This is a genomic window from Allobosea sp. P4_E12, from assembly GCF_056401655.1.
The window spans coordinates 243,934-256,764 of record NZ_JBFUIY010000006.1; the positions used below are offsets into that span (position 1 = coordinate 243,934).

Consider the following 12,831-nt stretch of genomic DNA (forward strand, 5'->3'; position numbering starts at 1 on the left):
CCAGACAATCCGAAGAAGGGAGGCACTCTCTTCTGACACATCTTTCGAGCATCGAATGAAAGCTCGATCAAGCGTTCAATATTAGGATATGCGCACGAGGTAGGTAGACGTTTTCATGGATACACCGTCTGAAACCTATCGGCTTGCGCTTCCCTGGTACAAGCAGTCGGATTTCGATGAACTCTGGGCGCTTGCGGAAGACCGAGCAGTTTTGCCGCGGTCCTACTCCGAGTGGCACCAGCGTGCTTCGGGCGTCTATTCCCGGTTCTTGAACGCGGGAATGGCAATCCAGATCGTGACGGTTCGGCGCCCCCCGCTCCTGAAATGGCTCTCGGATCATGGGCTGCGCAACACGTCGGCAGCGCGGCGGCTCTATGTCGAGGATTGCGCCGTCGCACGGGCGAGACTGGCCCAGGGATCAGCCATGGCGTGGGTTACGCTCTCGGACCAGTGACCGTCTCGAGATCGACTGAGACCGCGTTCCGACCGGCCCTTTGGTGTGCTAGATGGAGGACGACGTCATGGTGAAAGACGGACACGGAAACCCTCTTCCCCCCGAGCAGGATTTTACATCCCGAACCGATACCCGCCCGTCCGAGGAGGGACTGGCGGACGAGACATCTGACCTGATCACACGGACGGCGCAGAATCATGGGGTCGCCGTCGACGTTGTGGAGGCGGCGTTGGCAGCGCTTCGTCGAGGTCGGGGGACGATGGCCCAGTTTTCTCACCCTGCCTTCGGCGGCATGGCCCAATGGTCGACCGGCGGAATGAGCATGATCGGTGACATGTTCAATGCTGCGACCAAGGCAAAATTCGACGGTGTTCTTGGGGATCTGGCGGACGCGCTTCGGCGCGGCGAAGCCGCGATGGAAGCGCCACATGCCGCAAACGAAGCCGAGGCGCGGAAAGACCGGGAATCCAGGAAGTGGCCAGCAGAATTTGGGGACGCGGCAACGGCTGGTAGCCAAAACGACATGCGGTATGCGTTCTTCCCGACAGCGCGGCGCCTGGTCATCGATGATGGAACTAGGCGAACGGTCTACGACACCGGCGAACACGTCATTTCCGGGGTTTCGCAACAACAGAGTTTCGACCGGACGCTGACCTTTCACAGCCAGCTCGGGGCGGTGAATCCAGGGGATCTCCCGGTCGTTCCTTAGCGCGGCAGCGACCGATCGCCGACGAGGGGACGGGAGTGGTGCGCCGTTCAAAAACAATGCTGCAGTGCGGGATCATTTCGAGCCGTGAACGGTTGGGCTCTCATGCGCAGTTGAAAGCGCCCGGCAGGGGATCTGCGCGTGAGAAATCCTTTTCGATCGCTGTTGAGAGCAACGCGCGCCGCAAACAGGAGCGCGGCCCGCTCAGCTGCCCTCATCCGAAAGCTGACAAAGCTGACAAAGCTGCCGAAGCCGGCACGCGCCAAGAAGACCACCAAAACGGCCAAACGGAGCGCGGTTCCGCCGCGCAGACCCGCGGCGGGCAGTTTCATCAGCGATCGATTCAGTGGAGCCAATGGCACACTGCGCTACAAGCTCTACACGCCCATTGGCTCAACCCGCAGGCGCTTGCCCCTGTTGGTCATGCTCCATGGTTGCACTCAATCGGCTTCGGACTTCGCGTCCGGAACAGGCATGAACGATGTCGCGGACGAACTCGGCTTCCTCGTGCTGTATCCCGAGCAGGCGGCGTCTGCCAATATGGCACGCTGCTGGAACTGGCATCGGCCTGCCAATCAAAAGCGGGGCTCCGGCGAACCCGCGATGATCGCGGCGCTGACGCGAAACGTGCTCACCCTCTGCAGGGGTAACCCCACGCGCGTGTATATTGCGGGCATCTCCGCGGGAGGCGCGGCAGCGGCGATCGCTGGCGCGGCGTATCCCGATCTCTATGCCGCCGTAGGCGTCCATTCCGGCCTCTCGGGCGAGGCCGTCAGCGGCCTGACGCAAGCCCGCCTGGCCATGCGGCAGGGGCCAGGATCAAATCCTCCGGCTCCGACCGGACAGATCGCCCAGCCGCCTCCGACGATCCTCTTTCACGGCGATCGCGACACGACGGTACATCCGGCGAATGCGGACGGCTTTGTCCATCGATTGCGACAGTCCTGCGGATCGACGCTTGCGGTCGAGACCCGCACCGGACGATCTGATCGAGGGCGTGATTTCACCCGAACAAGCTACCGTCCCCTTGGCGGCGATGTCCTGCTGGAGACATGGCTTGTCCATGGTACTGGACACGCCTGGTCCGGCGGCAAAGTCTTTGGGGCGCTTACGGACAGTGCCGGACCCGACGCCTCCAAGGAGATGGCGCGCTTCTTCCTCGTTCGAAGGCTAAAGATCAAGACGGCGCTACGTGCACCCGAGGCCCGACGACCAGCCGCTTCCAAAGGGAAGAGCTTCAGTCCGGCTTGAGGCCTGATACGCGTCCTGACGCAGGTCCGTCGGCGCAGCCGGGAAGCGGACCTCTGTCATGGTCGGGCTGGCATGCCACCAAACCCGTCCACTCGCAGAATCCCGAGTGTTCCACCGCCATCGCAAGGTCCATCGCCACCGCAATCAGTTCTTCTTCACGGGACGCCCAGGGTCGAGGGCGCTCGGTGAACTGGAGGGCTTTGGATCGCCCTTTGCTGGCGCAACGACATTCGCGTCCGCCGCCGGCTTCGCCCGATCGTCCGTGGGTATGCCTGTCCCCGGCCGTGGGCGGCTATCGCTTGTCCTGCCGGGCTGTCCGGTCGGCTTGTCTTGATCTGCCTTCGCCATGTCGACCTCCGTTGCGGTCCAGCGTTCGGTCCGCTCACCCAAGAGTTCCATGCTCGCCCGATATATGACGCCGCCATCGTCCCGGCGGACGCTGACCACGAACAACCGACAGTCGCCGTTTGGCATCACCGCGCGGGCCATGTCGGGCAAGGCGTCCAAAGCCGACAGCCGCGCTTCTCCGTCGCTGGCAAGTTCGATTCCGTCCTCGTCGATATCGACGAAGTCGCCATCCGTGCTGTCGAAGAAATAACGGCTCATGCTCCGCTCCTGGCGAAGGAGAGATGGGCGGGCTCCTGTTTGAGAACGTGCCAGAACACTGCCCGTTCCCGGTCGGGGGGAAGGGAATGCGAATTTTGTTAGGGCGCTCCCGCCTTTTCCGCGGAGTGGGCCGCTCGGCGAGGGCGTTGGGTCAGGGGATCAGCGCGTCGCGGAGCAGGCTTGCCGCGAGCGCCAGCATCATCGCGCCGATGCCGAGGTCGAGAACGCGCCAGGAGGCGGGCCGGGACAGGAGCGGGGCGAGGAAGCGCGCGCCGAAGCCAAGCGAAGCGAACCAGGCAAAGCTGGCAATCGCCGCGCCGGCCATGAACGGAGGCCGCTCGATCGGCGGAAGGCTCGTCCCGACGGCCCCCATGAGCATGACCGTGTCGATATAGACGTGAGGGTTGAGGAAGGTGAAGGCGGCGGTGCCGGCCAGCGCTGCGCCGAGCGTCATGCCGCCTTGTTGCTCGACAAGGAGGACGGAAGGGTTGGCGGCCCGCCTGAGCGCCGAAACGCCGTACCAGCTGAGAAAGGCCGCGCCACCCAGGCTGAGGACGAGCGACAGGCCGGGAATGAGGGCGAGTGCGCTGCCGAGGCCGCTGACGCCTGCCACGATCAGCGCAGCGTCGGCCGCCGCGCAGAACAGGACGATAGGCCAGACATGCTCCCGTTTGAGCCCCTGGCGCAGCACGAACATGTTCTGGGCGCCGATGGCCATGATCAGGCCGGCGGAAAGGGCAAAACCCTTGGCGAAGGCGGGCAAAAGAGAGGGCAAGAGAGAGGGCATGAGAGAGCTGGTCATGCCGGCCTTGATGCGCGCGACTGCCGATGTAGTCTAGCTAAAGAAGCTAATCATGAATTAGGCAAGTTAATGCTGGACTATGCGTCCCTGGCGGCCGTCGCTGCCGTCGCCCGCGAGGGCAGTTTCGAGAAGGCCGCAGTGGCGCTCGGCGTCACGCCATCGGCTGTGTCTCAGCGTGTGAAGGGGTTGGAGGAACGGCTCGGCGCGATCCTGCTGACAAGGGGCGTTCCCTGTCGCCCGACCGAGATCGGCGCCAAGCTCTGCGCCCATGTCGAGCAGGTTCGGCTGCTCGAAGGCGAAGTCGTCCATGATCTGCCGGGACTGGCGGTTCAGGAGCCCGGCGCGACCACGGTCAGGGTCGCCGTCAATGCCGACAGCGTCAGCACCTGGTTTCCCCGGGCGGCGGCACAGTTCGCGGCGCAGACCGGTGCGATGCTCGACCTCGTCATGGATGATGAGGCCCATACGGCCGAGCGGCTGCGCACGGGAGAGGTTCTGGCGGCTGTGACGGCCGATCCCGCCCCCGTTCCCGGTTGCAAGATCTATCCGCTCGGCGCCATCGACTATGTGGCGACGGCCAGCCCCGGCTTCATCAGCCGGTTCTTTCCCGACGGCGTCGATGCCGCGAGCCTTCAGGAAGCGCCGATGCTGCGCTTCGACCGTCGCGACGAGTTGCAGGCGCGCTGGGTGCGGCAGTCCTGGGGGACGCCGGTTTCGCCCCCCGTCCATTGGATACCCTCGACCCAGGGCATGCTGGACATGACGCTGGCCGGGTTGGGCTGGTCGATGACGCCGCTGCCGCTGGCAACGCCGCATCTCGATGCCGGTCGCCTGGTGGAGCTGCCGCCGCATCGGCCTATCTCCGTCACGCTGTACTGGCAGCGCACGCGCCTGGCCGCGCGACTGCTCGACCGGCTGACGCATTGCGTCCGGTCGATCAGCGCGCTCGAACTGGCCAGGGCCGGAAACGAAGGACGCGGGCCGGGCAGCTGCCCCGCCGAACGGCCCTAAAGCATCGGCCCGAAAAGTGGATCGCGGTTTTCGGTAAAGCCGATGCAAACACGGCATGATGATCCGACCGGCCGGCGGCGTTCGCGGCCTATCCCTCGATCAGGCCTGAGCGCATCAGCTTCTCATAGGCGGTGATGACATGCTCGGGGACGGGGTTCACGCCGTCCTCGCCATAGGCATAGCGCCGGCTGAGATAGCCGCGTGCACCCATCAGGATATGGACGATGACCTCCAGCTCTTCGTCGCTGTAGTCGCCGATCTTGCCGGGGCCGCGTGCGCGCTTGAGCAGCCGCACATAGGCCGCGGAGATATTGTCGAGATGCTGCTGGTAGCCGAGCGGCGCGAAAACCTCGGCCTCGTTCAGGATGCGCAGGAATTCAGGTGTATCCTGCAGGAATTCGAAGAAGGCGCGAAAGCGGGCGACCTCCTTCTCGAGCTCGGAGGCTGACGCCTCGATCTTCTCGCGGATGAAGTCGACCATGTGCTGGCCGATGACCGGCAGCAATTGCTCGAGCAGTTCCTGCCGGTTCTCGAAATGATTGTAGAAGGTTCCCTGCGCCACGCCCGCCAGGTCCGTGATGCGGGCCACCGAGGCCTCGGCATAGCCGTATTTGCCGACGACCTTCGCCGCGGCGCCGAACAGGCGGCGTTTGACGTCGTCATTCTTCTCGCTGCGGGTCAGCTTCGGGCGTTTTGCGCTGCTGCTCGCACGGGCTTGTGTCGTCATGCGGTCTCGTATCCGGGGCTCTTGGGCTGACGTGTGATCAAACTCGCAGATCGGGCTAGGATCGCAACTCGTCGCGGAGGACCCGCTTCAGGATCTTGCCCGATGGATTGCGCGGCAGGCTTTCCCGCAGGATCAGCTGGCGCGGGGCCTTGAAGGCGGCGAGCCGGCTGCGGCAATGGGCGGCGAGCGCATCGAGGGTGAGGGCGCTGCCGGGCTCGAGAACGACGAAGGCAACCGGCCTTTCGCCCCAGCGTTCGTCGGGCGCGCCGATCACCGCGACCTCGCGCACCTGCGGCAGCTCGAAGATGGCGCGCTCGACCTCCGAGGAGGCGATATTCTCGCCGCCGGAGATGATCATGTCCTTCATGCGGTCGGTCAGATAGAGGAAGCCGTCCGGGTCGAGATAGCCCATGTCGCCGCTGCGGAACCAGTCGCCGTAGAACGCGGCTTCGGTCTTGGCCGCATCGTTCCAGTAGCCGCTGGTGATCTTGGCGCCGCGCAGGCAGATCTCTCCGGTCGCGCCCGGCGGCAGGACCCTGCCGGCCTCGTCCCTGATCTGGATTTCGACATGGGCAAGCGCCCGGCCGACAGAGCCGATCTTCTCGATCTCGCGACCTGCCTCCATCAGCGTATCGCCGCTGCAGGTCTCCGTCAGGCCGTAGGCGTCGATATAGCGGGCATTGGGGAAGGCGGCGCTGAAGCTGCGGATGCGCGCCTCGGGCGTGCGCTCGCCACCGCCGATGACCCAGCGCAGGCTGGACAGATCCTGGCCTGCCTCTTCCGTGGCTGCGAGCATCGCGCTCATCATCACGGGGGCGAGCCAGGCGCAGTTCAACCGTTCCCTGCCAATCGCCTGGAGCGCGGCAACCGGCGAGAACTCGCGCTGGATGCACAGCATGCCGCCGACCCAGAGCACGGCCAGGCCGGGCAGGTCGAAGGCTCCGACATGGTAGAGCGGCCCGACGACGAGAAGCCGGTCCTCCCGGGTGAGGCCAAGCGCCACGATATGGTCGCTGCATTTCCAGTAGAAATTCTCGTAGCTGTGCATCACGCCCTTGGGGCGGTCGGTGGTCCCCGACGTGTACATCAGCCGAAACAGGTCGGACGGCTTGCGCGGCACCGGATCGGCAGGCGCAGCCCCGGAGCCGAGCCGCGTGCTGTCGGCGCGCGCTGCCGCATCGACCAGGACGACCGGGCCGGCCTCGCGGGCCGAGGCTGCAAGCTCCTCATCGGCGATCAGCAGCCTGGCGCCGGAATCCTCGACGATGTAGCGCACCTCGTCGGCGGAGAGGCGGAAATTGATCGGCAGGAAGACGGCGCCGAGATGCCCGACCGCGATCGCCAGCTCGACGAAGGCGGCGCTGTTCTTCATCAGCACGGCAACGACATCGCCCGCCACGATGCCGCGCGCGGCAATCCAGCCGGCGCTCCGCGCGACCCGCCCGGCAAGCGCGCCATAGGAGATGCGGGCCTCGTCGAAGATGACGGCGGTACGGTCCGGCGTCCGGCTCGCGTGGTAGCGGACGAAGCTCGAGAGATTGATCATTCCACCCTCTTGGCAAAGCTCGCGAGGCCTCGCCATCTCCTTTTTCTGATTTATGACTCGTAATTCATTTTTCTCTTGACGTCACCCCGGCGGCTGCCGAATATCGCTGCAAGAAGCGCGTGCCGCACAGCGGCGCCGACAAGATGCCGCCTTCCGGATCAACCCGGAAAGGAAACGGCCAAAGGCCCCAGGGAGAAGCGTGATGACCAAGACACCGTCCTTGCCGATGAATCGGCGCGCCGTTCTGGCGCTGACGGCCGGAGCCGCCGGCGTGATGGCCGCGCCCTGGGTCGCCCGCGCCCAGGCCAAGGCTGTCAAGGTGGGCATGCCGACCATTTTGTCGGGGCGCGTCGCCCAGCTCGGCACATCCTCGCGCAATGCCGCGCAGATGGAGGTCGAGAAGGCCAATGCCGCCGGCGGGCTTGCCGGCCGGCCGATCGAGCTCGTGGTGCGCGACACCAAGGGGCAGCCGCAGGAGGCCGCCCGCGTCGCCCGCGAACTGGTCAATTCCGACGGCTGCGAGATCCTGATCGACGCGGAAGCCTCGACCGGCGCCTTCGCCGTCCATGAGGTGGCGCGCGATCTCGGCGTTCTCTGCATTCACAGCAATTCCGAAACCTCGTCCCTGACGGCCGATCCCAAGCTCAAACTGCCGAACGCCTTCCGTTGCGCGCGCCAGGGCATCCATGATTCCGTCGCGGGCGGAACCTATGCGGCCGAGATCGTCAATGCCAAGGGGCTGACGCGCTGGGCGACCTGCTCGCCGGACTACGCCTACGGCCGCGATACGACCGCCGAATTCGTGATGTATCTCAAGCGTTTCGCGCCCAAGGCCGAGGTCGTCGCGGAATCCTGGCCGAAGATCTTCCAGCCCGACTATACCGAGTCGATCACCAAGCTGCTGCAGGCCAAGCCGCAGGCGCTCTATTCCTGCCTCTGGGGCGGCGACCTGACCTCCTTCATCGACCAGGCCGGCATCTATGCGCTCTTCGCGCAGATGCAGTTCTTCGCGGTCAACATGGCCGATTACACCGCGCTGACCACGGTCAAGAACCTGCCGCCCGGCATCCATTCCGGCAATCGCTACATCAAGACCTTCCCGGCGACGCCCCAGAACGCCGCCTGGGGCGACGCTTATCGCGCGAAATATGGCGAGTACCCGACCAACTGGGCCTGGCAGAATGCCTTGGCGGTCAATTTCCTCGCCGCTGCCGCGAAGAAGGCGAATTCGGCCGACGGCAAGAAGCTGGCCGAGGTCCTGCGCGGCCTGACCATCGAGTCGCCCTTTGGCGCCGAGGGCAAGGTCACGATGCGGGCCGACGACCAGACGCTCGTCGATTACGCGGTCGGCTGGGGCACGACGATCGCCAAGGAGCCCTATGTTCCCGAGATGAAGAGCGTGCCCTGGCAGCGCATCCTCGAGCTCGAGGCCGAGTGGAAGAAGGACAAGGGCTTCGTCTGAAGCCCGTCCTGATCCGTCGGGGTCGTCCCGACGCCTGCGTCCCATCAGATCCGGCCGCGCCCTGGCGCGCGGCCCGGCCCATTTCCTCCCGGCGAGCGCGCGATGGACCTCAACGCCCTGACGGACTGCCTGTCCTCGTCATCCTGCCTCGTGACGCAGGCGACGAGCGGCTTCATTATCGGGATGCTGCTCTTCCTCGTCGCGGTCGGGCTGACGCTGATCTTCGGCGTGATGAAGATCGTGAACTTCAGCCATGGCGCCTTCTACATGATCGGCGCCTATCTCGCGATGACGGTGTTCCAGGCGACGCAGAGCTATGCGCTCGCACTGCTCGGTGCCGCGGTCGGGACCTGCCTGATCGGGATCGTCATCGAGCGCTTCTTCATGCAGCGCATCTATGGCGGCAACGTCCTGATGCAGCTGCTCGTCTGCTACGCGCTGGTGCTGATCCTCGACGATCTCGTGCGGATCGTCTGGGGGCCGGAATTCCGCGCCATGGGCATGCCGCCGGCCTTCCAGGTGCCGCCGCTCTTCATCATGGGCGGGGTCGTTCCGCCCTTCTATCTGTTCCTGATCGCCGCGGCGCTGCTGATGGCGGGGGTGCTCGGCCTGGCCATCGCGAAGACGAGGATCGGCAAGACGATCCGTGCGGCTGCTCACAACCCGGCGATGGTCTCCGTGCTGGGCATCAATACCGGCCTGCTCTTCACGGCCCTGTTTGCGCTCGGCTGCCTGCTCGCGGGTCTCGCCGGCGGGCTTGCTGCGCCGGTCCGTTCGCTGACGCCGGGCATGGGCTTCTCGATCCTGATCGAGTCCTTCATCGTCACCGTGATCGGCGGCATGGGCTCGATCATGGGCGCGCTGGTCGGCGCGATCCTGATCGGGCTGATCAGGGCCTTTGGCGCGCTCGGCTTTCCGCTCTTCACCGAGGCTCTGATGTATCTTTGCATGGCGCTCGTCCTCATCGTGAAGCCGACCGGCCTGTTCGGACGCGAGGCGGCCTGAGATGACCCGCCCAGCCCTTCGCGACGCCGCGCTCGCCCTTGCCGGTTTCCTCGTCCTGGCCATCCTGCCGCTCATCACCAGCAGCAGCGCGCTGATCGATTTCGTCATCCGCTGCGCCGCGCTCGGCCTGTTTGCGACCTCGCTCAACCTGCTCGTCGGCTATGGCGGCATGGTCTCCTTCGGCCATGGCTTGTTCTTCGGCATGGGCGCCTACAGCTTCGGCATCCTGATGCAGCGCACCGGCATGCCGATCCCGCTCGCCGTCCTGCTGACGCTCTGCATCTCGGCGCTGGTCGCGCTCGTCGTCGGCGCGATCTGCGTGCGGCTGAAGGAGATCTATTTCGCCTTCGTGACGCTGGCCTTCCAGATGCTGATCCACAGCATGATCATCGCCTGGGTGCCGGTCACCGGTGGCGACCAGGGCCTGCGCGGCGGCATCCCGCGCCCGGCCTTCCTCGGCATCAACCTCTCCGACCAGAAGCAGCTCTATCTGTTCAGCGCCGCGCTGCTGGTGCTCGGGCTCCTGGCGATGCGGCACATCGTGTCCTCGCCCTTCGGCTATGCGCTGCGCATGGTCCGCGACAACGCCACCCGCGCTGGCTTTCTCGGCATCAATGTCTATCGCACGAGGCTGACCGCCTTCGTTCTCGCCGGCGCCTTCGCCAGCCTCGGCGGCGTGATCATGAGTCTGTTCGTCTCGGGCGCCTATCCCGAGTTCGCCTTCTGGACGATGTCGGGCGAGGCCGTCTTCATCGTCATGCTCGGCGGCACGGCAAACTTCCTCGGGCCGCTGGTCGGAACCGGAATCCTGCTGCTGCTGAACGATTTCGTCACGCGCACGGCCGAGCATCACGGGCTCGTGCTCGGCTCGGTCATCCTGCTCTTCGCGCTCGGCCTGCGCAAAGGCCTGCTGGATTTCGTGATGGAATGGCTGGCGGCGCGGCGCACGCGCGGTGCCGCCACGCCTGCTCCCGTCGCAGTGAAGGGGACGTCGACATGACCGAGAAGACCATCGCCGTCGTCACCGGGGGCGCAAGTGGCATCGGCGCCGCCTGCTGCCGCGAACTGGCCAAGCGCGGCGCCCGGATCGTGATCCTAGACCGCGACCTGGCGCTGGCGGAAAGCGTCGCCGCCGAGCTCGGCGGCCACGCCGTCCAGGGCGATGTCGGCGACGAGGAGGGGCTGCGGCGCGTGGCGGCGCGGATCGAGGCCGAGATCGGCCCGGTCGGCATTCTTGTCAACAGCGCCGGCGTGCTGCAGCCGCCCCTGCGGCCGACCGAGCTGCCGATGGCGGTCTGGGACCATGTCATCCATATCGACCAGCGCGGGACCTATCTGGCCTGCGTCGTCTTCGGGGCGGCGATGCTGACGCGTCGCGCCGGCAGCATCGTCAACATCGCCTCGATCACCGGCTCGCGCTCGGTCCCGCTTCACGCCTATGCGCCGGCCAAGGCCGCCGTCATCGCGATCACGCGCGGGCTCGCCGCCGAATGGGGACCAGCCCAGGTCCGCGTCAACAGCGTCTCGCCGGGCTATACCCGCACGCCGGCATTGCAGGCCGCGATCGACAAGGGTGAGCGCGACATCACCAACCTCGTCGGCAGCGCAGCGCTCGGCCGCCTGGTCGAGCCTGACGAGGTCGCGCGCGTCGTCGCCTTCCTGGCCTCGCCCGACGCGTCCGCGATCACGGGCATCGACGTTCCCGTCGATTGCGGCTGGCTCGCGGGCACCTCCTGGCACAGCTATGGCGGCTTCCGCGATCCGGGGAACGGCAGCGATGCTTGAGATCCGCAATCTGGTGAAGGCCTTTGGCGGGGTGCGCGCGACCGACGACGTCACGCTGACCTTCGAGACCGCCTCGCTGACCGCGATCATCGGGCCGAACGGCGCGGGAAAGAGCACCTTCTTCAACCAGCTCTCGGGGGCGATCCGGCCCGATAGCGGCGAGATCCGGCTCGATGGCCAGAACCTCGTCGGATTGAGCATCGGTGAGATCGTCCGGCGCGGGGTCGGGCGGGCCTTCCAGGTCGCGAGCATCTTCCCGTCGCTGACGGTCGAGGAAACCCTGCTGGCCGCGGTCTCCGCGCATCACCGCCACGCGGGCCGCCTCGGCACGCGTTTCCCGCTCGCCTCGACGCGCGCCCATGCCGGCCATTGCGTCGCGATGGTCGGGCTTCACGACAAGCGCCACATCCTCTCGGCCAATCTCTCGCATGGCGACCAGAAGCTGCTCGATATCGCGCTTGCCCTGGTGCTCGAGCCGCGCGTGCTCCTGCTCGACGAGCCGACCGCCGGCATGGGCCCCGAGGAACGCTGGCGCGTCATCGACAAGGTCCATGAGCTCTGGGAACGGCAGAAGATGACCGTGGTCTTCATCGAGCACGACATGGACATCGTCTTCAAGATCGCCCCGTCGATCCGCGTCCTGAGCTATGGCCGGGTTCTGGCGGAAGGCACGCCGCAGCAGATCCGGACCAATCCGGCCGTGATCGAGGCCTATCTCGGCAGCGAGCATGAGGTGGCGGCATGAGCGGCGGTTCCGTCACCAGCCCTGCGGTCATCGCGCTGTCCGGCGTCGACGTCTTCTATGGGGCGAGCCAGATCCTGTTCGGTGTCGGCTTTTCCGTCGAGCAGGGCCAGACCATGGCGCTGCTCGGCCGCAACGGCGCCGGCAAGAGCACGACGATGAAGGCGATCGCCGGTCTTGCCCCGCCGCGGCGCGGCAGCGTGCGCCTGAACGGCGCCGAGACGACGCGCCAGAAACCGCATCGCATCGCCTGCGCCGGGCTCGGCTTCGTGCCCGAGGACAGGCAGGTCTTTCCGCAGCACAGCGTCGAGGACAACCTGCTGATCGCCGCGAAGAAGGGCCCCGATGGGCGGGACGAGTGGAACCTCGAACGCATCTACGAGGTGTTCCCGCTGCTCGTGCCCCTGCGCCAGCGCATGGCCGGGCGCCTCTCAGGCGGCGAGCAGCAGATGCTCGCGATCGCCCGCATGCTGATGGGCAACCCCTCGGTGCTGCTTCTGGACGAGCCCAGCGAAGGCCTCGCGCCCATCATCGTGCAGCGCATCGGCGAGCTGATCCGCACGCTGCGCCAGACCGGCGTCACGATCCTGATCGCCGAGCAGAACATGCATTTCTGCCTCGGCCTCGCGACGGACGCGACCGTGATCGACAAGGGCCAGATCGTCTTCAAGGGCTCGATCGCGGCCCTGAAGGCGAATGACGACATCCGCCAGCGTTATCTCGCGCTCTGATCG

Annotated in this window: 15 protein-coding genes; 10 read left to right on the forward strand and 5 right to left on the reverse strand. The window is 66.0% G+C overall.

The features are described from left to right. Positions 1 to 115 precede the first annotated feature (115 nt). Positions 116 to 454 carry a hypothetical protein gene (locus tag AC1DW9_RS10060; protein WP_441488430.1) on the forward strand — a complete coding sequence of 113 codons (339 nt, stop codon included), beginning with the start codon at positions 116 to 118 and terminating at the stop codon, positions 452 to 454. Positions 455 to 506: 52 nt separating this feature from the next. Then, on the forward strand, positions 507 to 1,163 hold the full coding sequence (locus AC1DW9_RS10065; protein ID WP_441488429.1) for a hypothetical protein: 657 nt from the start codon (positions 507 to 509) through the stop codon (positions 1,161 to 1,163). Between the two features lie 47 nt (positions 1,164 to 1,210). Here AC1DW9_RS10065 and AC1DW9_RS10070 read toward each other — a convergent pair whose 3' ends face one another. Continuing rightward, the gene (locus tag AC1DW9_RS10070) at positions 1,211 to 1,492 is read right to left on the reverse strand and encodes a hypothetical protein (RefSeq protein ID WP_441488848.1); all 282 of its coding nucleotides are present in this window, start codon (positions 1,490 to 1,492) and stop codon (positions 1,211 to 1,213) included. Between AC1DW9_RS10070 and AC1DW9_RS10075 the strand changes: the two genes are divergently transcribed. Next, the gene (locus tag AC1DW9_RS10075; RefSeq protein ID WP_476775869.1) at positions 1,491 to 2,411 is read left to right on the forward strand and encodes an extracellular catalytic domain type 1 short-chain-length polyhydroxyalkanoate depolymerase; all 921 of its coding nucleotides are present in this window, start codon (positions 1,491 to 1,493) and stop codon (positions 2,409 to 2,411) included. The two genes, AC1DW9_RS10070 and AC1DW9_RS10075, sit on opposite strands and share 2 nt — an antisense overlap. 144 nt (positions 2,412 to 2,555) lie before the next feature. On the opposite strand, the gene AC1DW9_RS10080 is transcribed toward AC1DW9_RS10075, so the two are convergent. Together AC1DW9_RS10080 and AC1DW9_RS10085 are read right to left on the reverse strand one after the other, a co-directional pair. Next, on the reverse strand, positions 2,556 to 3,017 hold the full coding sequence (locus tag AC1DW9_RS10080; RefSeq protein ID WP_441504529.1) for a DUF6894 family protein: 462 nt from the start codon (positions 3,015 to 3,017) through the stop codon (positions 2,556 to 2,558). 151 nt (positions 3,018 to 3,168) lie between these two features. After that, complete coding sequence (locus tag AC1DW9_RS10085) at positions 3,169 to 3,819, reverse strand: LysE/ArgO family amino acid transporter (protein ID WP_476775856.1); 651 nt, start codon at positions 3,817 to 3,819, stop codon at positions 3,169 to 3,171. Between the two features lie 69 nt (positions 3,820 to 3,888). On the opposite strand from AC1DW9_RS10085, the gene AC1DW9_RS10090 reads away from it, so the two are divergent. Further along, positions 3,889 to 4,830, forward strand: coding sequence for a LysR family transcriptional regulator ArgP (locus AC1DW9_RS10090; protein WP_441488426.1), 942 nt, complete (start codon positions 3,889 to 3,891; stop codon positions 4,828 to 4,830). An 88-nt stretch (positions 4,831 to 4,918) separates the two neighbouring features. Here AC1DW9_RS10090 and AC1DW9_RS10095 read toward each other — a convergent pair whose 3' ends face one another. Both AC1DW9_RS10095 and AC1DW9_RS10100 read right to left on the reverse strand, forming a co-directional pair. Beyond that, positions 4,919 to 5,557 carry a TetR/AcrR family transcriptional regulator gene (locus AC1DW9_RS10095; protein ID WP_441504527.1) on the reverse strand — a complete coding sequence of 213 codons (639 nt, stop codon included), beginning with the start codon at positions 5,555 to 5,557 and terminating at the stop codon, positions 4,919 to 4,921. A gap of 55 nt (positions 5,558 to 5,612) precedes the next feature. After that, complete coding sequence (locus AC1DW9_RS10100; RefSeq protein ID WP_476775858.1) at positions 5,613 to 7,103, reverse strand: AMP-binding protein; 1,491 nt, start codon at positions 7,101 to 7,103, stop codon at positions 5,613 to 5,615. A gap of 202 nt (positions 7,104 to 7,305) precedes the next feature. Between AC1DW9_RS10100 and AC1DW9_RS10105 the strand changes: the two genes are divergently transcribed. The 6 genes from AC1DW9_RS10105 (at position 7,306) to AC1DW9_RS10130 (ending at position 12,828) form a co-directional block, all read left to right on the forward strand. After that, entirely contained in the window at positions 7,306 to 8,565 is a 1,260-nt protein-coding gene (locus AC1DW9_RS10105; RefSeq protein ID WP_476775859.1) for an ABC transporter substrate-binding protein, read from the forward strand. Positions 8,566 to 8,667: 102 nt separating this feature from the next. Beyond that, on the forward strand, positions 8,668 to 9,570 hold the full coding sequence (locus tag AC1DW9_RS10110; RefSeq protein WP_113517917.1) for a branched-chain amino acid ABC transporter permease: 903 nt from the start codon (positions 8,668 to 8,670) through the stop codon (positions 9,568 to 9,570). A 1-nt stretch (position 9,571) separates the two neighbouring features. Next, complete coding sequence (locus AC1DW9_RS10115; protein ID WP_441504524.1) at positions 9,572 to 10,570, forward strand: branched-chain amino acid ABC transporter permease; 999 nt, start codon at positions 9,572 to 9,574, stop codon at positions 10,568 to 10,570. Then, on the forward strand, positions 10,567 to 11,355 hold the full coding sequence (locus AC1DW9_RS10120) for an SDR family NAD(P)-dependent oxidoreductase (RefSeq protein ID WP_441504523.1): 789 nt from the start codon (positions 10,567 to 10,569) through the stop codon (positions 11,353 to 11,355). The genes AC1DW9_RS10115 and AC1DW9_RS10120 overlap by 4 nt, the downstream gene beginning before the upstream one ends. Next, positions 11,348 to 12,100 (forward strand): ABC transporter ATP-binding protein, encoded by a 753-nt coding sequence (locus tag AC1DW9_RS10125; protein ID WP_441488420.1) that lies wholly within the window; start codon positions 11,348 to 11,350, stop codon positions 12,098 to 12,100. The genes AC1DW9_RS10120 and AC1DW9_RS10125 overlap by 8 nt, the downstream gene beginning before the upstream one ends. Further along, complete coding sequence (locus AC1DW9_RS10130) at positions 12,097 to 12,828, forward strand: ABC transporter ATP-binding protein (RefSeq protein ID WP_441504522.1); 732 nt, start codon at positions 12,097 to 12,099, stop codon at positions 12,826 to 12,828. The genes AC1DW9_RS10125 and AC1DW9_RS10130 overlap by 4 nt, the downstream gene beginning before the upstream one ends. Positions 12,829 to 12,831 lie beyond the last annotated feature (3 nt).

What these genes read in the sequence shown, in the direction of transcription:
- AC1DW9_RS10070 (WP_441488848.1), bottom strand. Translation starts at nt 1,492, where the DNA reads ATGAAACTGCCCGCCGCGGGTCTGCGCGGCGGAACCGCGCTCCGTTTG.
- AC1DW9_RS10105 (WP_476775859.1), top strand. Translation starts at nt 7,306, where the DNA reads ATGACCAAGACACCGTCCTTGCCGATGAATCGGCGCGCCGTTCTGGCG.
- AC1DW9_RS10080 (WP_441504529.1), bottom strand. Translation starts at nt 3,017, where the DNA reads ATGAGCCGTTATTTCTTCGACAGCACGGATGGCGACTTCGTCGATATC.
- AC1DW9_RS10100 (WP_476775858.1), bottom strand. Translation starts at nt 7,103, where the DNA reads ATGATCAATCTCTCGAGCTTCGTCCGCTACCACGCGAGCCGGACGCCG.
- AC1DW9_RS10115 (WP_441504524.1), top strand. Translation starts at nt 9,572, where the DNA reads ATGACCCGCCCAGCCCTTCGCGACGCCGCGCTCGCCCTTGCCGGTTTC.
- AC1DW9_RS10065 (WP_441488429.1), top strand. Translation starts at nt 507, where the DNA reads ATGGAGGACGACGTCATGGTGAAAGACGGACACGGAAACCCTCTTCCC.
- AC1DW9_RS10130 (WP_441504522.1), top strand. Translation starts at nt 12,097, where the DNA reads ATGAGCGGCGGTTCCGTCACCAGCCCTGCGGTCATCGCGCTGTCCGGC.
- AC1DW9_RS10085 (WP_476775856.1), bottom strand. Translation starts at nt 3,819, where the DNA reads ATGACCAGCTCTCTCATGCCCTCTCTCTTGCCCTCTCTTTTGCCCGCC.
- AC1DW9_RS10125 (WP_441488420.1), top strand. Translation starts at nt 11,348, where the DNA reads ATGCTTGAGATCCGCAATCTGGTGAAGGCCTTTGGCGGGGTGCGCGCG.
- AC1DW9_RS10060 (WP_441488430.1), top strand. Translation starts at nt 116, where the DNA reads ATGGATACACCGTCTGAAACCTATCGGCTTGCGCTTCCCTGGTACAAG.
- AC1DW9_RS10110 (WP_113517917.1), top strand. Translation starts at nt 8,668, where the DNA reads ATGGACCTCAACGCCCTGACGGACTGCCTGTCCTCGTCATCCTGCCTC.
- AC1DW9_RS10120 (WP_441504523.1), top strand. Translation starts at nt 10,567, where the DNA reads ATGACCGAGAAGACCATCGCCGTCGTCACCGGGGGCGCAAGTGGCATC.
- AC1DW9_RS10095 (WP_441504527.1), bottom strand. Translation starts at nt 5,557, where the DNA reads ATGACGACACAAGCCCGTGCGAGCAGCAGCGCAAAACGCCCGAAGCTG.
- AC1DW9_RS10090 (WP_441488426.1), top strand. Translation starts at nt 3,889, where the DNA reads ATGCTGGACTATGCGTCCCTGGCGGCCGTCGCTGCCGTCGCCCGCGAG.